Annotated in this window: 23 protein-coding genes and 1 other RNA gene; 19 read left to right on the top strand and 5 right to left on the bottom strand. The window is 44.6% G+C overall.

Going from position 1 to position 22,143, the window contains the following annotated elements; translation table 11 throughout:
* Positions 1-273 precede the first annotated feature (273 nt).
* Both QT990_RS27445 and QT990_RS27450 read right to left on the bottom strand, forming a co-directional pair.
* The gene (locus QT990_RS27445; protein WP_333144034.1) at positions 274-720 is read right to left on the bottom strand and encodes a hypothetical protein; all 447 of its coding nucleotides are present in this window, start codon (positions 718-720) and stop codon (positions 274-276) included.
* 347 nt (positions 721-1,067) lie between these two features.
* Positions 1,068-3,554, bottom strand: a complete 2,487-nt coding sequence (locus QT990_RS27450; protein ID WP_333466001.1) for a putative PEP-binding protein — start codon at positions 3,552-3,554, stop codon at positions 1,068-1,070.
* A 72-nt stretch (positions 3,555-3,626) separates the two neighbouring features.
* On the opposite strand from QT990_RS27450, the gene QT990_RS27455 reads away from it, so the two are divergent.
* Entirely contained in the window at positions 3,627-4,313 is a 687-nt protein-coding gene (locus tag QT990_RS27455; RefSeq protein ID WP_333466002.1) for a ComF family protein, read from the top strand.
* A 793-nt stretch (positions 4,314-5,106) separates the two neighbouring features.
* Here QT990_RS27455 and QT990_RS27460 read toward each other — a convergent pair.
* On the bottom strand, positions 5,107-5,661 hold the full coding sequence (locus tag QT990_RS27460; RefSeq protein WP_333144037.1) for a 2'-5' RNA ligase family protein: 555 nt from the start codon (positions 5,659-5,661) through the stop codon (positions 5,107-5,109).
* 127 nt (positions 5,662-5,788) lie between these two features.
* On the opposite strand from QT990_RS27460, the gene QT990_RS27465 reads away from it, so the two are divergent.
* From QT990_RS27465 to QT990_RS27530, 15 genes are all read left to right on the top strand, one after another.
* A complete protein-coding gene (locus tag QT990_RS27465) occupies positions 5,789-6,055 on the top strand; it encodes a YciI family protein (RefSeq protein ID WP_333077099.1) in 267 nt (88 codons plus the stop codon).
* 23 nt (positions 6,056-6,078) lie between these two features.
* An RNA gene (ffs, locus tag QT990_RS27470) (signal recognition particle sRNA small type) lies at positions 6,079-6,175 on the top strand.
* Positions 6,176-6,198: 23 nt separating this feature from the next.
* The gene (locus QT990_RS27475) at positions 6,199-6,579 is read left to right on the top strand and encodes a phasin-related domain-containing protein (RefSeq protein ID WP_333056143.1); all 381 of its coding nucleotides are present in this window, start codon (positions 6,199-6,201) and stop codon (positions 6,577-6,579) included.
* A 198-nt stretch (positions 6,580-6,777) separates the two neighbouring features.
* The gene (locus QT990_RS27480) at positions 6,778-7,221 is read left to right on the top strand and encodes a hypothetical protein (RefSeq protein ID WP_333144038.1); all 444 of its coding nucleotides are present in this window, start codon (positions 6,778-6,780) and stop codon (positions 7,219-7,221) included.
* A gap of 34 nt (positions 7,222-7,255) precedes the next feature.
* Positions 7,256-7,825, top strand: coding sequence for a Uma2 family endonuclease (locus QT990_RS27485; protein WP_333144039.1), 570 nt, complete (start codon positions 7,256-7,258; stop codon positions 7,823-7,825).
* Positions 7,826-7,921: 96 nt separating this feature from the next.
* Positions 7,922-9,268, top strand: coding sequence for a DNA phosphorothioation system restriction enzyme (locus QT990_RS27490; RefSeq protein ID WP_333308588.1), 1,347 nt, complete (start codon positions 7,922-7,924; stop codon positions 9,266-9,268).
* An 86-nt stretch (positions 9,269-9,354) separates the two neighbouring features.
* Positions 9,355-9,630: a hypothetical protein gene (locus QT990_RS27495; protein ID WP_333144040.1), complete on the top strand. Its 276-nt coding sequence runs from the start codon at positions 9,355-9,357 to the stop codon at positions 9,628-9,630.
* Positions 9,627-11,693 (top strand): AAA family ATPase, encoded by a 2,067-nt coding sequence (locus QT990_RS27500; protein WP_333308587.1) that lies wholly within the window; start codon positions 9,627-9,629, stop codon positions 11,691-11,693. Before QT990_RS27495 ends, QT990_RS27500 begins: the two co-directional genes overlap by 4 nt.
* Positions 11,683-12,339: a Uma2 family endonuclease gene (locus QT990_RS27505; RefSeq protein ID WP_333144042.1), complete on the top strand. Its 657-nt coding sequence runs from the start codon at positions 11,683-11,685 to the stop codon at positions 12,337-12,339. The genes QT990_RS27500 and QT990_RS27505 overlap by 11 nt, the downstream gene beginning before the upstream one ends.
* A gap of 12 nt (positions 12,340-12,351) precedes the next feature.
* A complete protein-coding gene (locus QT990_RS27510; protein ID WP_333144043.1) occupies positions 12,352-12,672 on the top strand; it encodes a nucleoside triphosphate pyrophosphohydrolase in 321 nt (106 codons plus the stop codon).
* 67 nt (positions 12,673-12,739) lie between these two features.
* Positions 12,740-13,210 carry a DNA phosphorothioation-associated protein 4 gene (locus QT990_RS27515; RefSeq protein WP_333105229.1) on the top strand — a complete coding sequence of 157 codons (471 nt, stop codon included), beginning with the start codon at positions 12,740-12,742 and terminating at the stop codon, positions 13,208-13,210.
* A gap of 10 nt (positions 13,211-13,220) precedes the next feature.
* Positions 13,221-14,267 carry an endonuclease/exonuclease/phosphatase family protein gene (locus QT990_RS27520; protein ID WP_333144044.1) on the top strand — a complete coding sequence of 349 codons (1,047 nt, stop codon included), beginning with the start codon at positions 13,221-13,223 and terminating at the stop codon, positions 14,265-14,267.
* A 324-nt stretch (positions 14,268-14,591) separates the two neighbouring features.
* Complete coding sequence (locus QT990_RS35905; protein ID WP_445252063.1) at positions 14,592-14,747, top strand: DUF6888 family protein; 156 nt, start codon at positions 14,592-14,594, stop codon at positions 14,745-14,747.
* Positions 14,734-14,949, top strand: coding sequence for a DUF6887 family protein (locus tag QT990_RS27525; protein WP_333300814.1), 216 nt, complete (start codon positions 14,734-14,736; stop codon positions 14,947-14,949). The genes QT990_RS35905 and QT990_RS27525 overlap by 14 nt, the downstream gene beginning before the upstream one ends.
* Before the next feature lie 28 nt (positions 14,950-14,977).
* Positions 14,978-15,244, top strand: a complete 267-nt coding sequence (locus QT990_RS27530) for a hypothetical protein (protein ID WP_333144046.1) — start codon at positions 14,978-14,980, stop codon at positions 15,242-15,244.
* A gap of 37 nt (positions 15,245-15,281) precedes the next feature.
* On the opposite strand, the gene QT990_RS27535 is transcribed toward QT990_RS27530, so the two are convergent.
* The gene (locus QT990_RS27535; protein ID WP_333144047.1) at positions 15,282-16,874 is read right to left on the bottom strand and encodes a DGQHR domain-containing protein; all 1,593 of its coding nucleotides are present in this window, start codon (positions 16,872-16,874) and stop codon (positions 15,282-15,284) included.
* A 490-nt stretch (positions 16,875-17,364) separates the two neighbouring features.
* Here QT990_RS27535 and dndB point away from each other — a divergent pair, with 490 nt between their 5' ends.
* Positions 17,365-18,501, top strand: coding sequence for a DNA sulfur modification protein DndB (gene dndB / locus QT990_RS27540; RefSeq protein ID WP_333144048.1), 1,137 nt, complete (start codon positions 17,365-17,367; stop codon positions 18,499-18,501).
* 8 nt (positions 18,502-18,509) lie between these two features.
* Here dndB and QT990_RS27545 read toward each other — a convergent pair whose 3' ends face one another.
* Complete coding sequence (locus QT990_RS27545; protein WP_333300812.1) at positions 18,510-19,121, bottom strand: hypothetical protein; 612 nt, start codon at positions 19,119-19,121, stop codon at positions 18,510-18,512.
* Between the two features lie 219 nt (positions 19,122-19,340).
* Here QT990_RS27545 and QT990_RS27550 point away from each other — a divergent pair, with 219 nt between their 5' ends.
* A complete protein-coding gene (locus QT990_RS27550) occupies positions 19,341-20,309 on the top strand; it encodes an HNH endonuclease (RefSeq protein ID WP_333144050.1) in 969 nt (322 codons plus the stop codon).
* Positions 20,310-20,331: 22 nt separating this feature from the next.
* Positions 20,332-22,050, top strand: coding sequence for a DNA phosphorothioation system sulfurtransferase DndC (dndC, locus tag QT990_RS27555; RefSeq protein WP_333144051.1), 1,719 nt, complete (start codon positions 20,332-20,334; stop codon positions 22,048-22,050).
* The last annotated feature ends 93 nt before the right edge of the window (positions 22,051-22,143 follow it).

Raw genomic sequence — 22,143 nt, forward strand, 5'->3', positions numbered from 1 at the left:
GGAAAGAGGAAGAAGGAAGGAGCCAGAAGAAGGAAGGAGCCAGAAGAAGTATTTTTACAAATATGAGATGCTCCCTGAGTACCTCATATGAGAGCTCGAAAGGCTATATATAGGCAAAGCTTTGCAGGGTGTTCCAAGCCAGATATATAGGCAAAGCTTTGCAGGATGAGCGCACTCCTAAAAAAAACGCTTTTTACCAAACCGGGATGCTTCCGATACATCGCCGATCAAACCAAGATTTATTAGAATAAACCGGGTTGATGAGCGTTAATCTTAGAAAGAGTAAACTCGCCCTTTTTCATCAATATAAACTGATCGGTCTTGCCTAGTGCTGCCGTCTGCTCTGGTGATGCGAATCGTCACAATGTTTGTCTGCGAGTCAACGTTATAGTCGTATTTCAAAGTTGTGGTTCCTGTTGTGGCATTAATCGGAATATTGGCAATATCGCCGGTGCGATTGCTGATACGAACAATGATGTTTTTGCTGGTTCCGACGGGCAAAGATGACAAGCTGGCATCTGATTGACCGTATTCTAGGTTTAATCCAGTTTCATTTAACAGTCTTAGGGTAATGTTGCGAGTATTGTCAACCTGCGCTTGAGGTTGCCAGAACCCGGGTTTTTTGCCACCGTCAGTTGCAGGTTGAGATAATGCTGGGTGAGGAGGCAGAAAGCCCAGGGCGGCAAGTATTGCTGCGGTTGCAATAATTTTTGATTTCACGGTTTTTACCTCCGGGTAAAGGGTTGGCGATATTTCTATCTTAGCTTTAAAATCAAATCTTTTGATAGCGGAAGGAAAAAGAAGGCAGAAGGCAGAAGGCAGAAGGCAGAAGGCAGAAGGCAGAAGGCAGAAGCAGTAAAAGCAATAAAAGCAAGGGCTTCACCAATTAAAAATGTCCTCACTGTCTGGGCGGTTGCTATATAATTAGAAACCGGATTTCTGTAGTTGTTAATATTCCTGGACGCACGGGTTGTCTAGAAAGCCGATTTCTGAGCGGGTGGCTGCTTGTCAAAGGTATGATTGAGAGTAGAAACCGGATTTCTGGGGTCAAGTGCGTCCGGGAGTTGTTAATTGTTAATTATCGATCGAGCGGCTTCTAGCAGCAGGCGCTGTTCGGCGCGGACGATCGCCCTGCTAGTTTGTTCTACAGCATCGACATTGACCGAAATAGACGAAATCCCCCACCGCACGAAGGATTCAACTGTATCGGGATACAATGCGGGAGCGTCGCCGCAGATTGAGCAAGGAATCCCGGCGGCCCGGGCCTGTTTGATTAATTGTTCGATCGCCCTCATCACTGCTCGATCGCGCCCGTTGAATGCACCTGCTACCTGTTCGGAGTTGCGGTGAATGCCTAACAGCAATTGGGTTAAATCGTTAGTGCCGATAGAAATTCCTTGAACTCCGGCTTTTACGTAATCTGGTAATAAAAATAACACCGAAGGAACTTCCGCCATAATCCACAGTAGAAATTCGGGCGAGCGGTTTTTCCAAACTGTTTCTAAGCGCTGGCGGCAGTAGATAAACTCCTCAACCGAGCGCACGAAAGGCAAAATTAAATTAACATTAGTATGACCTGACTCGCAGACTTTTTGAAGTACGCACAGTTCCCAATCAAATAATTCCGGTTCAAAGGTATAACTGAAACTGCCGTGGACGCCTGACTCGCGTAAATCGAGAGATCGATAAAATATTGGCTGCGGCGAAACGGCAGCAGCAAACAAGCTGAGGCAATCCGCCATGCGATCGACAAATTCCGATTGGCGGCCGTCTTGTAGCCAAACTTTGGGATTTTGACAGTCCAAAGCTTCTAATGCCATTAATTCCGATCGCAGCAATCCGATGCCGTCTATTGGCAGATTTTTGAGGCGGTCAATCGAACTTGTTTGGCTGACATTAACTAGCAGTTGAGTCGCCGTTGGTGGGCCCCAAACATATTGAGTAGACTCAGATTGTCGAGCTTTAGACGCCCAATTGGACGATCGATCGGAGGTAGAAGATTGGTGCTTGGCTATTGACATTTTTGCTGCTGTACTGTATATATCTGCCTTTTTTGCTGTGTCCCGAAGTCGGCGGCTGTCTCCTGTCTCGATCGCATCCGGTTGAGTGAGGGCAAAAACTTCTCCGCTATCGCCGTCTACCAAAACCGAATCGCCCGAGGCGATCGCCCGAGTGGCCCCGGCCACTCCCACAACGGCGGGAATCCCCAATTCTCTCGCTAAAATGGCGCCGTGGCAGGTCATGCCTCCTTGTTCCGCAACCACCCCAGCAGCAACCTTCAGCCAAGGCAGCCAATTCGGATCGATTGTCGGGGCTACCAAAATGCCTCCCGCTAAGAATTCCGCGTTTTCTGGGTGGGAATTAGTCATAACTTGGGCAATTGCTTCGGCTTTTCCCGATGCTGCTCCCACACCTCTAAGTATCGCAGGAGTTCGGGCTGGCGCGATCGAGTTTGGCTGCGGGAGGGCGATCGAAGTTTTCTCTAGTGGCGCGACTTTTTCCGCTTTCACAAGACGAACTTGAGTGAAATAAAACTGCGGTTCGCCACTGTTTGCTGTCTGGTTTAGCGTCCACTCCAAAATTAAATCTGAGTCAAATTCGGCGATCGCTTTTTTACTCAAATCAATGATTTCTTGCAGTTGCGATTCCTCTAAAACGTATTCTGTTTGTGCTTCCTCTCCCAGCGCTAAAACTTGCACGCAACAGTCAGCAAAGTCAGGAATTATAAATGGAGAATCGGGAATTGGGAAAGCAGCAAACTTGCCCAGCAGCAGTTTTTTTTTCGGTTCACCATCGCCGAGTTTGAGATTGTAGGCTAATGTTTTGTAACCGATCCGCTGGAATTTAACCGCGCTTGTTTCCGGCTGCACTTGATAGTAATCGGGGATGGTTTCTCCCCTAGCGAGGGACAATCCCAAACCGCTGGTGGCTTGGACTTCCCACTGTGCACCCGCCTGTGTTTTCACCTCGCCCGCGGCGATCGCTTCTTGAAGTGGCTGCACCAAAACTGCAGGATTGATTTGCTGTACCCGCAGGCCGCACCGCTGCCAGTAAAATAGACTTCGGGCTCTGAACATTTCTGCCCAAGCTCGTTTGAGTCCGGCCCCAATGGCTTCGGGTTCTGCCCGTACTGCCTGAGATTCCAGAATGCCGACTGTTTTCGGGTTCCAGGAAGTCAGGGAAGGGCGAAAAATTAAGGCTGTGGAGTTTAAGTTTGACTGTGAGTTGAGTTGAGAAACCGCAGACTCTAGGGTGGAGAGCAGTGAATCGGGCAGTTTGCCGGCGAGGATTTGGTGGCGGATGCTGCGGGAGATCGATTGCAGTTGTCTGGGTTCATCGACATTCAAGTGCAGGGAAGAGTGTGGCCAGTCAGCAAACAGCGGTTCTAGGCACTCGATCGACTCTAAAAACTGCCAGAATGTTGTAGCCGGCACGACAAAACCCGGTACAACGGGATGATTTTTCTGGAGCAAACAGCTCAAGTAAAATGCTTTTTCTCCCACTGCATCTCGGTCTGAAGGTTGAATTTTGTCTAACCAGTAGAGGTTTTTCACGCTGCGAGCCTGTCGGTGGAAACTGATTGAAGTTGAAAGTTTTTCCCATTAATCACTTACGATAATTTTAGGATGAACAAGCGAAAATGGACGGGATTAGTCAAATCTTTTCTCAATCTATTTCTTAAGTCTAACTGTCCTCTTTGTCAGCGACCGGCCGCCGGAGAGTTGTGTCCGTACTGTCACAAGCAACTTCAGCGATGTCAGTTAAGCGATCCCGGTCGATTTTGGCATTCAGAGCAGCGTGTTTTTGTGTGGGGTGAGTATGGCGGGGCTCTCAAACGGGCGATCGCAGCTTTGAAATATGACGACAATCCGCAATTAGCGAAACCTCTAGGCGGCTGGCTGGCGGAAGCTTGGCTGAGTTTTCCTGAATTAGCTATAGACAATTTAACAGTTGTACCGATTCCCCTGCACAAAGAAAAGCTCAAGGAGCGCGGTTTTAACCAGGCGGAACTTTTGGCTGAAAGTTTTTGTGAGCTGACTGGTTTGCCTTTGCAGCGGCACGGTTTGGAGCGGGTGAAAAATACTCAGGCTTTATTCGCTCTGACGCCACAGCAGCGACAAGCGGAAATGAAAAATGCTTTAGGTTTGGGGAAAGATTTTCGTCGTCGGCGCCCGCGCGATCGAGTGCTGTTAGTTGATGATATTTACACTAGCGGTACTACGGTTAAGTCGGCAATTCAAATATTGGAAGAGTCGGGAATTTCGGTTTATGGAACTGTGGCACTTGCAACTCCGAATAAGATGAATCGGTAAGTTGTGATTGCCTTTAATTTTAAACAGGTTTGTAGTGATACCAATTTAATCTGAAGTTGCACATATCTCGATCCCCCTAAATCCCCCTGATTGTTGGGGGACTTTGAGAATAATCTTGTCCCCCCCTTATTAAGGGGGGCTAGGGGGGATCAGATTCTACGGGGCCTCATAAAAAATTGGTATTGTAAAACTTCATTAAGTTTCTCGTCAAAGATAGTCAGGAGTAGTATATGCTGACTGAACAGAAGGATTTGGACTGCCCAAGCAACCGCTTTCAACGCGGTCTTTATTTACGGGCCACACCTATCACTCATGCAGCTAGCCGATTGGCAAACACATCCACAGAGGTTTGTACAAAACCGCAGATGGTTTGTTAATTAATGCGCTCCGTGAATGGGTATTACATGATCGTGGCAAAAGCACTCCCAAAAGCATTGAGCAATGGGATAGGGAGCTGCGTAGCTGGGCCAATGCGGGTCAATCCGCTCAAAGTAAAAGTGAAGGGGGAGGGACCGAAGGCCTCCCATGTCATGTAATAGATGACTATACTTTTACCAGCTATGAGGACTAAACTCATCAGGTTTGTGGACGCACTTGCGACTTCAGAAACCCGGTTTCTACGAATATTTCTCGTTCCTCGGCGCAAAACTCGTAGAAACCGGGTTTCTCGCCCCCCGCGAGTCAGCCCTGAAACTGTCCGAAGTGTTGATTAATTATGATTTGCTAATAAGATTTTTTGGAAAAAACGAACCGCGAAGACGCGAAGGACGCGAAGAAAGAGAAGGGAGAGAGTTTAGGCTGAAAGCGGGAATTGGTGGCTGATGTTCCACCGACTGCCGTCGTGAAGCAGTAAAGTTAACGCCGAAGCGGTAAACTCAAAGTGGAGCGATCGCCCTGCAAATTCCAACCAAGCCGTTTGAAAATTCTCTTTAGTTAAATCGCGAAACGCTACTGTCATGTGCGGTACAAATGGGCGACTTTGAGAAACTCGATCGACAATTCCCAAATTTGCCTCCAAATAACTCATCAAATTTTTGTTAATTTCCAGCAATTCGGGCGATTTGACAACATCAACGTAAATGACGCGGGGCGCGAAAGCAGCAAAACCGGATAGAGTAACGGGAATGGGCGGCCGATTTGCAGAAAACTGGTTCAAACTTTCCTCTAATTTGGGAACATCCTCCGCTAACGAGTGAAAAGGAGGTTGCAGCGTGATGTGCGGCGGCGAATTCAAAGCACCGCGGCTGTTGTAATGTTCCGCAAAATACTGTTGAATCTCAGTAATGTGCTGTTCAATATCGGGAGGCGGCACTAGGGCAATAAAAAATCGCTGTTTTGACTGGTTCATAGGATACGATCGCAGTGAGGAAGAAATGGCGGAGTATGGAAAATCGAGTATTTACTCAAGGCTTGTACCAAAAACTCCATTCCCAATCTACAATCCAAAATCCAAAATCTAAAATCTAAAATTTAAAATGCCTTGGTTTGTCAAAATTGAGCAAGGAATTGTCGAAAAGCCTGTCTTTGACCAATACGTGCCAGCTCACAGAGCTTATGTCCGAGAGTTGATTTCTAAAGGACACCGAGCGAAAACTGGCTACTGGGGGCGGCGGGGCGGCGGTATGTTGATGTTTGAGGCGGGTTCGATGGATGAGGCGAAGGCGATCGTCGCTGAAGACCCGCTGGTGAAGAACGGTTGCGTTATTTATGAAATTTATCACTGGTGTGTGGTTGAAGAATAAATAACTGTGTTATACTCATAAATGAACTGGACCCACGCGATTCCAACGCCCAAATCTTGTCAGGACCGGAAGGTAGCAGCAACACGGGATGCTTGTAATAGGCGTGGTCTCCGGTTCACCCAGTTTTATGAGGTGTAGCTCCTATGCCTGGTTTCGGAGATATTTTACAAAAAGCAGTTTACCTTGGTGTTGGGCTAGCTTCCTACGCTGGTGAAAAAGCTGGCAGCAAGTTAACTGAATTACGCACTGAAGCCCAAAAGCTGGCAGACGAATTAGTCAAGCGTGGCGAGATGTCAACGGAAGAAGCTCGCCGCTTTGTTGATGACATGGTGCAACAGGCTCAGCAGCAGCCCCCCGTAGCCTCGGCTGGGAACGAAAAACCCGCTGAACCTCGGCGGATTGAAATTGTTTCTGAGGAAGAAGATGTCTCGGCAAAAGATGCTAAAGAGACAGGCGGCGTAGACAAGCTCCGCGAACAGGTGCAGAATTTACAAGAGGAATTGCGGCGGCTGAAGCGGGATTAAGCAGGAAAAAGCTCGCTCAGTAAAGCAGGAAGGGAACTCAGGATAATAATCTTGAGTTCCCTTTTTGAATATTTCCCCTGTCAGATGTGGACGGATATCAGGCAATAGGTAATAGAATTGAAAGTAGGTGCGATCGCTTCGCATGAGGCTGGCTGCACCTGTCTGTAAAATATTTTGTAATAGCCAACTGTCAAATACATGGAAGATTGGTCTAAAGATTTTTTGGGAGTAATGGAAAATGCTGTTTCTGAAGTAGAGCAGTTTTTCAGCGAAATGGGCGAAGAGTTTGTCGAAATGCTGGACGTTTTGGCAAAAATGTCGGAAGAGTTTACTGAACAAGTACAAAATAATCTGATTAACGACATTGACGGTTATTTCAATGAATTTGACGGTTTATTTAATGAATTTATCGAACCGATAATTGAAATTTACCGCGACTTCGACCCGCAATTTGATGAGATAGATTTGTCGATGGTTACTTATGTAGACCCTTCGCCGACGCAGCAGCCAGCTTGTCGCGGTTGTCGCAACTATCACGGTCAAGTTTACGGGGGAAATTTGTTGGTTTGTGCGATGCACCCTACTGGTGTGGAATCGGAGAGTTGTGCTGATTGGGAAACTGACAGCGATATTAATTTTTAAGACGGCAGTGGAGTTGTTGAGGGGTTAATGGCTTATGGTAACGTCAATTCAGTCTCCGTCAAAGATTTCTCTGGAAGAGTTTCTGCTATTGCCAGAGACTAAGCCGGCTAGCGAGTATGTTGACGGTCAAATTTATCAAAAAGCTATGCCCCAAGGAAAACACAGCACGTTACAAATCAAATTTTCATCCGCTATTAATCAAGTTGGCAAACCGCAAAAGTTAGCTTTTGCTTTTCCCCAATTGCGCTGCTGTTTTGGGGGATGTGCTGTTGTTCCAGATTTAGCAGTATTTGAGTGGTCGCGCATTCCTCTAAATTCTCAGGGAGAAATTGAAAATAGGTTTGAAATTGCTCCAGATTGGATAATTGAGATTTTATCGCCGGATCAAAGTTCAACTCGCGTGATTAAGAAGATTCTGTTTTGCCTCAAGAATCCTACTAAATTAGGTTGGCTGATTGACCCGGAAGAAGAATTGGTAATTGTTTTTAAACCGCAGCAGGAACCTGAGATTAAAGAGAATGAAGATATTTTACCTGTACTGGATGTGCTGTCGGATTTGCAATTGTCGGCGACAAATTTGTTTGAGTTGTTAAGTTTTAATTAGAAATGAGTTACAGTTGAGTCAGGGTAATTTTGCATCTAACGGCATTTAAAGGTGAATCGCTCAACGGCTAATAATTCGCAATTTGGGTTTCCGAAGATGCCGCCATCGCTGCAATTGCGACAGTACCAGCGAGTGGCGGTTGCTAATTGGTTTGCGAATCAGGGACGCGGTACGCTGAAGATGGCGACGGGTAGTGGCAAGACGATTACTGCACTGGCGATCGCCACTGAATTATACAATAAAATTAACCTGCAAGTCCTGCTCGTAATTTGCCCTTACTGCCACCTGGTGAATCAGTGGGCGCGCGAATCGGAGAAATTTGGTTTAAAACCTATTTTGGCTTTTGATAGCGCCCGCAGTTGGCAAAATAAGCTGGCTGCGGGTTTGTATGAAGTGCGATCGGGGGATAGAGCATTTCTCACAATCATCACTACTAATGCTACCTTAATGGGAGATAGTTTGCGATCGCAACTGCGCTATTTTCCAGAAAAAACCCTGATTATTGGAGACGAAGTTCACAACTTAGGCGCGCCCCGTTTAGGAGAAAGTTTGCCGCGCAATATTGGACTGCGACTCGCCCTTTCCGCCACCCCAGAAAGGCATTTCGACGAACAAGGAACCGAAGCTATTTTAGATTATTTTGGCCCGGTTTTGCAGCCGGAACTTACCTTAGCCGACGCCATCCGCCAAAAAGCCTTAGTACATTATTTATACTATCCAATTTTAGTAGAATTGACAGAAGCAGAAACCCGCAAGTATTCCCGCTTAACTCAAAAAATTGGCTGGGCGCTTTGGGGCGATGAAAAAGTAGAAGAAAATGATGCTTTAACAACTTTATTAATGCAGCGAGCTCGGTTAATTGGGGCTGCGGCTAATAAATTAGTAGCTTTGCGAGAATTAATGATTCACCGTCTCGACACCGCCCATACTTTATTTTACTGCGGCGATGGTGCGATCGAAGGAAGTGCGCGCCGAAATAACAACCGCCAACTAACAGAAACCGCGAAGTTATTGGGTTCGGAATTAGGCTACCGAGTTAACACTTATACTGCGGCAACTCCTTTAGCAGAAAGAGAACGATTGCGTCAGCAATTTGAGAGTGGAGAATTGCAAGGTTTAGTCGCGATTCGCTGTTTGGATGAAGGCGTGGATATTCCAGCAATTCGCAATGCTGTAATTTTAGCAAGCAGCAGCAATCCGCGCCAGTTTATTCAGCGCCGAGGACGCATTTTGCGGCCGCATCCGGGGAAGGAAAGAGCAACTTTATTTGACATGATAGTTTTGCCTCCAGATTTGGGTCGCGAAACCTTAGAAGTCGAGCGCAATTTGCTGCGAAAAGAGTTGAAGCGGTTCTTGGAATTTGCCGATTTAGCCGACAATGCTGGGGAAGCTAGAGTGAAATTGCTGCAACTTCAGAAGCGTTACGGGCTATTAGACATTTGACATTTATTAAGGTTCGGTTTATGTTTAAGAATAGAGAATTAGTTGAGCGTAGTTTGAGTTGCTAGTTTTTAATATTTGAAAAAAAAATGACTGAAAATCTGCATGAAAATCTGATTATGGCATTTAGATATGAAGATAGTGCGATCGCAGCCTTACCGACAAGCATTTTAGCAGAAAAGCGTTCTTCTTATCAAACTCATAAGGAATTCAGCGACGTACAGGAACCTATTACTAGCGCGCCGCCGGAAGTCCGACAAATTATTGAGCGGGTATTGGAAATTGAAAAAGATAAACTGTACATGAGAGCTCCCCGCCACATTAACGATGACATTTTAAAAATCATTAAGGAAGCAATTGTATGAAGTTAATCTCAATTACTCTATGCAACTTTCGTCAATTTTACGGCAAAAGCCCCGAAATAAAACTAGCTTGGGGCAGGGAAAATATTACAGTAATTCACGGTAATAACGGCGCCGGAAAAACTGCCTTGATGAATGCCTTTACGTGGGTACTTTACGGGAGATTTAGCGCGGCTTTTGCGGCGGAAGAACAATTAGTAAACAAGCGCGCTCTGGCTGAGGCGGAAATGGGAAAAGCCGTAGGTTGTTGGGCGGAAATTGTGTTTGAACACGACAGCACACGCTACCAAGCAAGACGAATTTGTCGTGCTTATAAAAGTGAAAACACTGTAGAACATGGCAAGGCTGAATTGTTTCTGAATGTAGCCAAAGATAACGGTCTCTGGCTGAAGCCGGATCAGCATCCCGATGATATTATCGGGCGGATTTTGCCGGAAAGTTTACATAAATATTTCTTTTTTGACGGGGAGCGAATCGAGCAAATTGTCCGCTATGACAAGAAGGCAGAAATTGCGGAAGCTACTAAGGAGTTGCTGGGGGTGGAAGTGTTGAATCGATCGATTCGGCATTTAGGAGAAGCAAAAAAATCTCTAGAGACAGATTTAAATATAATTGGCAATGCTGAAACGAAGAAACTTTTAAAAGATAAGCAAAAATTTGAGCAAGAAGCTGAGCAACTTTCGAGCCGACAAGTAGAAATCGAGCGGGAATTGGCGAACCAAGGAGAGTTAAAAAAAGCAGTTAATGGTAATTTGCTGGAACTTAGCGGTGCGGCCGATTTACAAAAGTTGCGAGACGAATTGGAAATCCAGAAAAGTTTATTTAAGCAACAAATCTCCCAAGCTACAGAGGCTCTAAAACGCTCAATCTCTATGCGGGGTTATGGGGTATTTCTGTCAGAGGCAGCGGCTGAATTTGAAGTAATAGTAGGAGGTTTGCGGGAATGTGGCTCGTTGCTTTCGGGGATTCAGCGGCCTTTTTTGGAAGAGTTATTAGCGCAGCAGCGGTGTATCTGCGGTGCGGAATTAGTGGAGGGTTCGGAGTCTCACCAACAGGTTAGCGGTTGGATGGATAAGGCTGGTGTTGGCGATGTGGAAGAAACAACTATTCGGATTAGCGATCGGGTAAATGAAATTGATAAACAAGTGGCTGATTTTTGGGAGGAAATTGACCGACACCAAGGCAATATCAGTCGCGACAGAACCGAACTTTCTCGGGTGGAAAATCAGCTAGACGATATTCACAACAAGCTGCGAAATTTTCCTGACGAGGATGTCAGCCGCTTGCAAAAGCGCTTGGATGAAATTGAGGCAAAAATTGGCGATTTGCACCGGGAAACAGGCTCTAATCAGCAGCAGATTGAGAGTTTGAATGCGTCGATCGCCAATCTGGACAAGCAAATCGATAAGCAGCAACTGAATGAGCAAAGGCAAGTATTAGCCCAGCGCCGGATTGCTGCGACTCAGGATGCGATCGAGCGCCTAACTGAAGTGCGATCGCGCTTAGAAAAACAGTTTTCTTCTCAGTTGGAAAAGCGGGTGCAAGATATTTTTAGTCAAATCTCTTTTACTCCTTACATCCCCAAGTTGAGCGATAAATACGAACTGACGCTAGTAGAAAATACGTCGGGAAAAGAATCTTTGGTTGCCGCTTCTACAGGAGAAAATCAAATTCTCAGTTTATCGTTTATCGGCGGGATTATTGAGGGCGTGCGGGAGTGGAGTCAAAAGAATACTTTGATGGGCCCGGATAGCAGTACGTTTCCAATTGTGATGGATTCTCCCTTTGGCAGTTTGGACGAGATTTATCGCAAGCAAATCGCGAATAAGCTGCCGAAGTTGGCGAATCAATTGGTAGTTTTGGTAACGAAAACTCAGTGGCGCGGAGAAGTTGCTCAAGAGATGGAAAGTTCCATTGGCAGGGAATACGTGCTGGTGTACAATTCTCCGAAAGCTGATTGTGAAGAAGATGCGATCGAACTTGGCGGGACGCGCTATCCTTTAGTTAAGCGCAGTCCAAATGAATTTGAATATACAGAAATTGTAGAGGTGGAGTATGACTTCTAATTCGGCAATTACGCAGGTTTTGGAAACGGATATTTGGGTGAAGGCGACGTGGGAAGAGTTTCTGAATTTTGCTGAGGATTCAGCATGGGAAAAGGGCAAGTTTTATTACTATCAAGAACACATGAGGGTAGAAATGTCACCAGTAGGGCCATTGCACGGGCGTCAAAATTCAATTAGGGCCTGTGTAGTTATTCTGTTTGCAACATTGAGAAATATCCGAATAGTTCAGTTTACTAATACCAGTTTTCGTAAAGCAGGTATTGGCGAGTTTCAACCTGATTTAGCTTACTACATTGGTTCAGATTTAAGAGTGCCTCCTGATGATAGCAATTCTGCTGTTGATTTAAATCAATACGATCCGCCTAATTTGATAGTGGAAATTGGGGCGTCTTCTTTTAATGATGATTTAGGCGGCAAGCGGTTGCTTTACGAAGACGCAGGAATAAGTGAATATTGGGTTGAACGTGCAAACACGCGGGAGGTTTTTGCGTTTGCGATTAATGGCGGAGGTAGCGGGAGAATTCAAGAGTCGCGGGTTTTACCGGGGCTGGAAATCCGGTTAGTTGAGGAAGCTTTGAATCGGAGTCAAACGCAAGATGATGGGGAAATTAATCGCTGGTTGATTCAAACTTTTAGTCAAGGTTGAAGGGAGTTGGACGTGGAAAAACAGTATCATAAGTTGGTGCGCGATCGCATTCCTGAAATTATTCGCCAAAGCGGGAATGAATGCGAGTTTGTAATTTTGTCCGACGCAGAATACCGTCAAGCTTTGCTGCAGAAATTGATTGAAGAAGCGGGGGAAGCGGCGGAGGCTGATGAGGAAAATTTGGTGGCGGAATTGGCGGATTTGTATGAGGTGATAGATGCGGTGATGGCGAGTTTTGGCATTTCGGGCGATCGACTTTTGGCGGAACAAATGAAGCGGCGCGAAGCAAGAGGAGGTTTTGCACAAAAAATTATGTTGTTGCGGACATGGTGAAGTGCGCCTGTGCGGACTGTTGGATATTTGCGAGATTTATAATAGTTAGAAACTAGATATTATGGCAATGGCTGCTAACAAAATTAGAATTGCTAAAGATAAAGCCGAGTTAGTCAAATCATTAACTTTATCGGATAACCACACTGGCCCTTTCCAGACTTACGCCGATGTCATCGCCTTCGCCGCATCCTTGGGAAAACAGCGGAAAAAACGATCGCCTTTGGGGGAAATTTCTAAACGAGAACCGGGTGCGATCGATGTTGATATTTTTGTATCCAGGGGTTACGATATGGCGATTAAATTAATTGCGATCGCCGAAACCAAAAATCCTCAAATTCTCTCCCATCTCGACGAACAATTGGAAGCAGAACGCTTGCAAATTTTTGAAGAATATGCTAATGGGGGACTGGAAATTTTGCGCGAAGAGTTGCGAGGTGCGGCGGATTATACCGATCGCCTGTTGTTAGTTTTGATTTCTGAAAGAGACAACCAACATCGGTCAAATGAAGAATTCGATTTAAGCAAGTTCTTATTTTAATAGGTTCCCAATGAAGTATGTACTAGCAGAGATCGTAAAGAAAGGACTCAAGGAATTTGCAAAAATTTTCGCTTACAGCTACTCAGGATTCATTATCTGCTATTTCATTCTCAAATTAATTTTTTGGGAGCGACTGTGGATTATTGCCTTAATTAGCACTTTTAGCCCCTTAATCTTATTCCCAACTTTCTTGCTTCCCATCATCGGAGTGTCAATTATCAAAAAAAGATGGTTCACTATTATTTCGGCGATCGCCTGCATTCTCCTAATAAGTTGGCTGCACATTAAATACTTTTCTCCCACACCAATAAACATCACAAATTCGCAGCCCAGCATCAAAATTTTATCCCATAACGTCCGTTGGTATAAAACTCAGTCGCCAAGTTTACTTAAACTGATTCAGAAGCAAAAACCCGATATTATATTTTTACAAGAAATCGTTAGTAAACATACCGAAAGAGCTTTCACCTGGTTAAAAGCAGACTACCCGTATCAAATTGGCACTCCCCCTGTAGGAATTCTCAGTAAATATCCGATTGTATCCAGCGAAATACTGCACTTAGCCGGCCATCGAGAAACGCAGCAACGGGCAATTATTAAATTTAACGAACAAGAAGTAGTGATTTACAATATGCAAGCTACCGGGCCGTGGTTTAAGAGATATAGAATCGGGCGTTTTCTCCAAATTCCAGTTTACACATATGGCAAACGAGCGCCTGAAATTCAAGACTTAGTGCAGCGAGTTGAGCGAGAAACTCTGCCAGTAATCGTCGCGGGCGATTTTAATATGACAGATGAAACTCAAGACTATGACAGCGTGCAGAAAGTCTTGCAAGATGCTTTCCGAAAATCGGGATTTGGGTTTGGTTTTACCTGGCCTCACGGTTGGGAACTTAAGTTCTTGGTAAAAAGGTCGAATTGGAGATTAAATTATCCCGTTTGCCGGATTGATTATATTTGGTATTCAAAGCAGTGGGGTGCTAAATCGAGTTCGGTTTTGGAGGCAACCGAGTCCGATCATTTGCCTGTAGCAGCCGAACTTATTTTGTTGAAATAAAGCGGTATAATGTATATAAATTGAGAGGTAAACTTGGGTACAGTATCTAGCGGTAGTAGTGTTTTATAGACAAAAGTTGCTAAAAGTGATAATATAAATATACAACTTTCCTTGAGCTATATGTTAAAATAAGTATTAGGTTGAGTGATTGAGAAATGCCTACGGCTGCCCAGCTAGAGAGTTTATATCGCATCAGTTATCAACTGACATACACGATGCTTCAGCCTATATAGCAATCCTAAATCATTTGTAAAAATATGTAGGGGTAGTGCTACCCCTACTCCCCGTGCCTACCCCCTATCTATCGGGGCAACCACGGGGGGATTGCCCCTCCAAGAATTACACGAATCATTTAGGATTGCTATACATCTGATTTGTGTTGACGATCGCACTCGTAACGTATACATATTGGCTGGGTACGATGAAGAGCTTGAGTTCCAAATTTTACCCAATGGGGAGTTTGCTGATGAGCCAAGTTAACTATAACGCTATGTCGAATACTGAATTGAAACAGTATTTTCTTAAACATCGTGGAAATCGAGCCGCTTTTCAGGCGTACTTAGACAGAATCAATCAGCATCCGCTGAGGATTATTGCAAGTCCCGGCGATCCAGATTTTGATGAGAAAGTTCAAGCCGCAATTCGCCGCAAGTTAGAAGCGACAAGAAATCGCAATAGTTAGCAATCTAATAAAATTGATAGGCACACCCATGCAAATTAACCTCACCATTACCGATCGCCTAGAACAGCAACTTCTTGAGAAAGCTAGCCAACTCAACCTGCCCATTGAAACCCTGATTTTAGAATCGCTGCGCCAACTGTTTCAAGAAGACGAAGAAGAGCTATCTAAAGAAGATATCCTCAACAGTCTTCGGATTGCGCTTCAGGAAGTAGAAGACGGTAAAGTAGCCTTACCCTCAAAAGATTCGGCGGTTGAAACCGCTTCTACACGAACGAAGTCCGCCTTCGCGGACTAAAGAATAAACGAGTTGTAAACTCGGATATAATAAAAACTTAGCTAAGCACTGGTGGCAATCCTACCTCTTGCGGCTGCACAAACCTGCCGTTAAAACTAATAGCTTTATCCTCAAAAGTCCTCGCTTCCGCTACCGCTTGCCGCAAATGAGCTCGCTCCATATCGTCCTGAATTCCCCCCACCAAATATACAATTAACTTCGTCGCTAAATCCTTTCCAGAAACTAGCATTCGCTTTTTGTTCGGATCGTACAAAATCCCGTACCACGCAGACTCAGGATTGTCCATGTGGCTAAATCCTTCATCGACATCGAATCTGCGGAGTTTGTCGAAAATAGATTTCAGGGAAAGTTTCTTTCTAAATACTAGAATTCCCAAAGCATTAGCTAAAGCAATTTGACCGACTGGACGGAACAAAATATTTCCCTCGCCCCCTGGCTTTTCAAAACTAAATCGGCGCAATTCTGCCGTTTCTTCGCCGCTTTCAATTCTTTGATAGCTGGGTAAAGTTGCTAAATGATCGAACAATTTTTTAAACTCTTCAATTCCCTCTTTTAGTTCTTCATCTTCGGGACGCATGGGAATTAAACCTTTTCGTTCCGGCTTCCAATGAGGAAATTTGTATTCTAAATACCGTTCGGACATATCTTGCAGCGCTTGCAATGTGGTTAAGACAGTTGATTTTGCTGCGACTGTGGCGCTGTCCCAATTGACGCGGGGGTTTCTGTCATCTTGTTCTTTTAATAAGGGATGGGTGACGGCAATTTTTCGGGCGGCGATCGCAAATCCGTTATCCTCGTTCAATAATGCTAGCTGTCCCTGACTCAGCGTTACGGCCATTAGGTTAACGTGCACAAAGATCGATCGCACGCGCCGTTGTGCTTGCTGTCGCGTTTCCCCCGCTACCGCCGCCGGAATAAACTCTATTCCGATTTTTTCGTGAGCTAATTTATACACTGTTTCGGGGTCGATTTGATACTCTTCTGCTAAATCTTCCAGAGTAATTGCAGCGCCGACTGGTTTTTTATTTTTGTTGTATCTTTGCAGGATTCCGGTTTTAATTAAACTCATTAAACCTTGAACTCCCATCAGCCGATGCTGGCCGTCTAAGGCAAAAATTGAGACTTTTTGAGAGACATTCAAAAGCCCTAAGTTCTCGTTTTTATCAAAGGATGTAAATTCAGTCGCGGATTTAGTTGCTACGCCATTCTTATCCCATTCCTCGGCTAGAGGATTGTCTACCCACGGGGGACTGACGACTACTAAAACTGCGGGGAATTTGTGCGATTTTCGGGCTGCTAAATATTGAGTGAGGGTGGCTTGGCGCGACCAATCTAAGGGACGCTGGATAATTTCGTCAATGGTTTCGTCGTCGCGGACGATGTTGTTAGTTTGGAGGTCGAATTTTTGGCGGAAAAGCGGCATTTGCGAGGCGAAACGGACGCGAGAGTCTAACCATTCTAGGGTGACTGAACCGATGTATGCTTCGCTGTTTCCCATCTGGGTTTTTTGGACGAAAATGCGATCGTCCTTTCCTAAATAATTATCTAATAAAAGTGCGATTTCCTGTCTGTCGCTATTTTCTTTTTCTAAAATTTTTATAGCGAGGTCATCCGCTGGGTGGGTAGTCATTGGCGGTTTTTATATAATTAGGCTATTTTTTCAAAAATATCATGGGTTAAATTCTATGTCAACTCTTGTTTTTAAAAAATTATTGTGAAATACTTAAACTACTAATTAAGTTCCACTTCGTATATCATTGAATGTTTCATTTGTCAATAGCTTAGGGGCGATCGGGCTTGATGCAGATGCGTCTGGGTCTCACGCGCCACCATCGGGGCCCGCCAGGGGTTGAAAACCCGCCACCATCCGGGCCCGACAGGGGTCTCACGCGCCACCATCGGGGCCCGCCAGGGGTTGAAACCCCTGTCTCATAGCGAAAGTCCTCTGAAGAGGACTGAATATGGATCAATTTCGAGGTTTATGTTTAGTCGGTTTTAACCGACTTTCGCTATGAGACGGGGGTTTCAACCCCCGGCGGAATATCGGGGAAGCGAGTGAATTGACGATGGCACTTGCCCCTGATTTCTTCATACTTCGCACCTGCAACCAACAAAAAAATATGTCTACTCCTTCTTTTGAATACATTTTGCCGGTAATTCGGGGCATTCAAGCGGGCCGCGAATATTACGTGTCGATGTGTCCGGTGCGTTTTTTGCCGAAATTGTTTCCCTTTGAATCTGAAGATTTGCCGCCGTCTCTGCGGGCGAAACGCGCGCTTAACAAAGCTAGGATTCCCGAAATTGCTGAGTATTTTGTTAAGAATCCTACAAATTATACTTGTGGGGCAATTGCTGCTTCGATTGATGCGGATATTACTTTTGAAGCAGTGGGAAATGAGGCCGAAGAACGGAAAATTGGTCGCTTGCGAGTGCCGATGGATGCTAAGTTTACTATTAATGACGGACAGCATCGCCGGGCGGCTTTTGAGATGGCTTTGAGGGAAAATCCGCAGTTGGGATATGAGACGGTGGCGCTGATTTTGTTTCTCGATATTGGATTGGAAAAATCGCAGCAGATGTTTGCTGATTTGAACGGTTTTCAAGTTCCTTTGGAGGCGTCACTCAGTCTACTTTACAACCACCGGGACGATCGCGCTTTTGTGGTGAAGGCTGTTGTTAAGCAGGTTGAGGTTTTCCGGTGTTTGACTGAGATGGAGAAGGGGAGTTTGAACGGGCGATCGCACAAATTGTTTACGCTGAGTGCGATCGATCGTGCTATCATGGCTTTGCTGTCTAATATTCACGGCAGCGAACAGGCAAAACCCTCTGGTTCTCGCACCAAAAAAGAACAGAAAGAGGAAGAACTTGCTCAAAAAATACAACTGGCGGTTAGTTATTGGAATGCGGTTTGCAGTTTTATTCCAGATTGGCAATTAGTTCTGCACAAGCAAGTTGCGGCGGGGGAAATGCGCCGGGATTGTGTACACTGTCAGAGTGTTGTGCTTGAGAGTTTGGGGGAAGTTGGGGCGGCTTTGCTGTCGGTTTTTCCTGAGAGTTGGGAGGAACGTTTGAGCCTTTTGCAGCAGGTTGATTGGTCGATTTCTAATCCTGATTGGGAGAATGGGATTTTGTTGAAAGGGGGGATTTCTAAGTCGAGGGCGAGTGTTAGTTGGATGACTGATTATTTGAAAAAGCGGTTGGGTTTGGAAACCGCAGGTGTACCACAGGCGGGACGCCCGTGCCACACTAAAAACTAGCTGTGAGTTTAATTAAAATAGCGTCGAAACGGTTCTGCAAGAATGCCCAAAATTTGGTCTAGCTGAGTAATAAAATATTCAGTCAAATCAATTTTTAACAACTGATTTTCTAGAATTAGGAATTTCCAGTTTGTACCAGTTGAAACTGCCCCATAAATTGCGGATTGTTCTTGCCCTTTGCGGGCATTAAATATTTGAGCTGCTGCCATCTGAGCCGCACACTGTCCCAATCCTATTCTAATATCGTTGTCTTTTGCTTCCACTAATGTCAAGACTGGGGCAGTCACCAATGATTGATTGCTCGATGCGCTGAGGAGAAAGTCACAAGCCCCGGTTAATCCTTTGCTCTCTTCTACGTTAAATGTGTTGCCGGAAAAGTAGCCAATTTTGTTATTAAAAGTGCGCCGGATTTCGAGTAGAATGGGAGTGATGATTAATTCCGAGCGAGCTTTTTCCGTGCTGATACTTGAGGCTAAGTCTAAAGCTTCGTCAAGAGTTTGTTTGAGGCGTTCTGAAGGTGTGAGGGGGGTAATTGGGCTGAATAAGTGGGGAATGTCTTCAACGGTTAGATCCAGGGTTGAGACGGCTTGGTCGATGGTTTTGAAGTCGCTGTAGGACATATTTAGTTTGCGGATGGGATGGATTTGAGAACCGCAGATGCACGCGGACAGTGATATAATTATCACCTGTCTAGGCTATAAAATCACTTTTTAATCGGTTGACACTGCTTAAATTGTCTAGTTTCTGCATTATGGTTTTGCCTTGGGGCGCTTAACCCTCTGTTGACAATAGTGTAAAATTTCAGGTCGAATTGTATTTAATCCTAGCGGGAGGAGAAAATGACTACAGGAGAAAAGTCCGAAAATAAGAATTTAGCGTATTATCGACAACGTTTTGCCGCTCTTAATGTCAGTAATACACGCCAACGTGGTCAAGCTAATCATAAGCCAATATTACTATTATCAATCATCGATCTAATTGCTCAAGGAATAATTAGGGAGAATCGAATTTATGTTTCAGACGACTTAATTAAAACCTTTAATAAATATTGGGATATCTTAGGTTCTGAATCTCACAATCGTGGTTTGCACTATCCATTTTGGCATTTGGAAGGCGATGGTTTCTGGCATAAAACATTAAAGTCTGGATTTAATGGTTCAAAGCCTAAGACCACTAACAAGCTAAGAGAAGCTGTAGAATACGGTAGTTGGGATAATGAATTATTCAATTTACTTCAAGACCAAAATTCGAGATCGGAATTAATAGATACACTGATTGCGACATGGTTTTCATTAAATAGGGACGATATTGGAGATATTTTGCAAGTTAATCAAGACTTTGAGAAAGTTACTCAGACAGAAAGAGAACTATCAGACTCAGCAGGAATTGCTGACGGAGAACCAAAATTTTATTTAACAAAATCTGCTGTTAGAAATGCTTTTTTCAGGAAAGCAGTAGTACATACATATGATTACAAGTGTGCATTTTGTCGATTAAAAGTCATCAGGAATCTCACTCAAACTATTGTAGATGGTTCACATATTAAGCCGTTTTCAAAGTTTTATGATAATCAAATTAATAATGGGATATCATTGTGTAAAAATCATCATTGGGCTTTTGACCAGGGTTGGTTTGCTATAGATGATAATTACAGAATTATCGTCGCTGATGACTTAGAAGAGGAATCCCCCAATGCCAGATGTATGAAAGATTTTCATAGTGAAACTATTCTCCTGCCGGCTTCCGACCAAGATTTACCAAGACTTGAATCGCTAGAATGGCATCGGCTGAATGTATTTAGAGCTTAATTAAGTAACTGAGGTTGAAGACATGACAGAAACAATGCAAATACCGCTTTTTCCACCCCGTAGTGTTAGTGAGTTAGTGGAAGAGATCGAAAAAATAAGTAAAGAAATTAAAGAGTTATATTGCTTAGATGATATACCTTGGGTTTTAGGATATTCCGGCGGAAAAGACAGCACTAGCGTAGTGCAGCTTATCTGGTATGCGATAGCAGAATTGCCACCTGAAAAAAGAACAAAAAAAATCTATGTAATCACAACAGATACACTTGTAGAAAACCCGATAGTTTCTACTTGGGTACGTCAGTCATTAAAACAGATGAAGTCTGCTGCTATAGAGCAACAGCTACCAATAGAACCTTATATGCTTTATCCAGATGTCAAAGATACTTTCTGGGTAAACTTGATGGGAAAAGGCTACCCCGCACCGAGACATGGATTTCGCTGGTGTACTGAACGCCTGAAAATCCTTCCTTCTAATCGGTTTGTTCGTGATATGGTGAGAATCAATGGAGAAGTAATTCTTATATTGGGTACTCGCAAAGCTGAAAGTATTAAACGCGCGGTTTCAATGGAGAAACATGAAATAGGTCGCATGAGTGACCGTCTAAATAATAATTCTAGTTCCATTAAATCTCTGCTTTATCAGAGTCCTAGTCTGCCTAATTCCCTAATTTATAGTCCGATAGAAGATTGGCGAACTGATGAAGTGTGGATTTATCTGAATCAGTGGCCTAATCCTTGGGAAAATAGCAACAAAGATTTATTTACCATGTATCGAGGTGCAACAGCAGACAATGAATGTCCTTTAGTTGTCGATACTTCTACCCCTAGCTGCGGCAGTTCTCGCTTTGGGTGCTGGGTATGTACAATGGTAAGCCAAGATAAATCTATGGAGGCAATGATTCAAAATGATGAGGAAAAAGAATGGATGCAGCCTCTTCTCGATATTCGTAACGAATTAGATATAAAAGACGATCGCCCAAAAAGAGACTTCCGCCGCATTTACGGTAGAGTAGAACTGTTTGAACGCAACATGGGCGACGATACAACATCCGTCGAACCCATCCCAGGGCCCTACACCAAATTCTGGCGAGAACACTGGCTGAGACGAGTCTTGGAAGCACAAACCCAAATCCGCAAAACCGCACCCCTAGAAATGCGCGACATCACCTTAATTACCCCAGAAGAACTTAGCGAAATCCGTCGCATTTGGCTGGAAGAAAAGCACGAATTCGACGACTCTTTACCCCGGATTTACGAAGAAGTCACGGGCGAACCTTTTGAAGATTCCCGTCCCGCCGCCGAAAGAAAACTCCTCGGTAGCGATGAATGGACTGCGATCGAAGAGATTTGCAGCGAGGACAAAATGCACCTTGAATTGATGGCAAAACTCCTTGATACAGAACGCCAATACTACACCAAGCCCCGCCGTACAGGCATTTACGCCGATTTGGACAAATGCTTTGAAACCAGTTCGCGATCGAAGGAAGAAGCAATTGGCAACGCGCACTATCAACGCAATTTAAAAAAAGCGGTGGAAGATATTAAAGCAAATCCGACGGAAAAAATTCAGCAATTCAAAGATGCGATCGCCCAAACCAACAGTTCCGCCAAAAATGATACCGTTGATATTGCCAAACTTAAAGAAGAACTCGAAAGCAATAGCAATCAAAGCAGACAGCTATCTTGGGCGGATATTAAATTTTCACAGCCCAATTCAGGAGAGGAAAATAGCAAAGATTAGGTCAATAATGTCGATCGGGCGATCGGGCTTTGGGGCGATCGGGCTTTGGGGCGATCGGGCTTTGGGGCGATCGGGCTTTGGGGCGATCGGGCT

Source organism: Microcoleus sp. T3_B1, from assembly GCF_036700445.1.
Classification (GTDB): Bacteria; Cyanobacteriota; Cyanobacteriia; order Cyanobacteriales; family Microcoleaceae; genus Microcoleus.

What these genes read in the sequence shown, in the direction of transcription:
- dndC (WP_333144051.1), top strand. Translation starts at nt 20,332, where the DNA reads ATGACAGAAACAATGCAAATACCGCTTTTTCCACCCCGTAGTGTTAGT.
- QT990_RS27485 (WP_333144039.1), top strand. Translation starts at nt 7,256, where the DNA reads ATGGTAACGTCAATTCAGTCTCCGTCAAAGATTTCTCTGGAAGAGTTT.
- QT990_RS27530 (WP_333144046.1), top strand. Translation starts at nt 14,978, where the DNA reads ATGCAAATTAACCTCACCATTACCGATCGCCTAGAACAGCAACTTCTT.
- QT990_RS27545 (WP_333300812.1), bottom strand. Translation starts at nt 19,121, where the DNA reads ATGTCCTACAGCGACTTCAAAACCATCGACCAAGCCGTCTCAACCCTG.
- QT990_RS27550 (WP_333144050.1), top strand. Translation starts at nt 19,341, where the DNA reads ATGACTACAGGAGAAAAGTCCGAAAATAAGAATTTAGCGTATTATCGA.
- QT990_RS27475 (WP_333056143.1), top strand. Translation starts at nt 6,199, where the DNA reads ATGCCTGGTTTCGGAGATATTTTACAAAAAGCAGTTTACCTTGGTGTT.
- QT990_RS27535 (WP_333144047.1), bottom strand. Translation starts at nt 16,874, where the DNA reads ATGACTACCCACCCAGCGGATGACCTCGCTATAAAAATTTTAGAAAAA.
- QT990_RS27465 (WP_333077099.1), top strand. Translation starts at nt 5,789, where the DNA reads ATGCCTTGGTTTGTCAAAATTGAGCAAGGAATTGTCGAAAAGCCTGTC.
- QT990_RS27515 (WP_333105229.1), top strand. Translation starts at nt 12,740, where the DNA reads ATGGCTGCTAACAAAATTAGAATTGCTAAAGATAAAGCCGAGTTAGTC.
- QT990_RS27520 (WP_333144044.1), top strand. Translation starts at nt 13,221, where the DNA reads ATGAAGTATGTACTAGCAGAGATCGTAAAGAAAGGACTCAAGGAATTT.
- dndB (WP_333144048.1), top strand. Translation starts at nt 17,365, where the DNA reads ATGTCTACTCCTTCTTTTGAATACATTTTGCCGGTAATTCGGGGCATT.
- QT990_RS27500 (WP_333308587.1), top strand. Translation starts at nt 9,627, where the DNA reads ATGAAGTTAATCTCAATTACTCTATGCAACTTTCGTCAATTTTACGGC.
- QT990_RS27455 (WP_333466002.1), top strand. Translation starts at nt 3,627, where the DNA reads ATGAACAAGCGAAAATGGACGGGATTAGTCAAATCTTTTCTCAATCTA.
- QT990_RS27505 (WP_333144042.1), top strand. Translation starts at nt 11,683, where the DNA reads ATGACTTCTAATTCGGCAATTACGCAGGTTTTGGAAACGGATATTTGG.
- QT990_RS27495 (WP_333144040.1), top strand. Translation starts at nt 9,355, where the DNA reads ATGACTGAAAATCTGCATGAAAATCTGATTATGGCATTTAGATATGAA.
- QT990_RS27525 (WP_333300814.1), top strand. Translation starts at nt 14,734, where the DNA reads ATGAGCCAAGTTAACTATAACGCTATGTCGAATACTGAATTGAAACAG.
- QT990_RS27480 (WP_333144038.1), top strand. Translation starts at nt 6,778, where the DNA reads ATGGAAGATTGGTCTAAAGATTTTTTGGGAGTAATGGAAAATGCTGTT.
- QT990_RS27460 (WP_333144037.1), bottom strand. Translation starts at nt 5,661, where the DNA reads ATGAACCAGTCAAAACAGCGATTTTTTATTGCCCTAGTGCCGCCTCCC.
- QT990_RS27490 (WP_333308588.1), top strand. Translation starts at nt 7,922, where the DNA reads ATGCCGCCATCGCTGCAATTGCGACAGTACCAGCGAGTGGCGGTTGCT.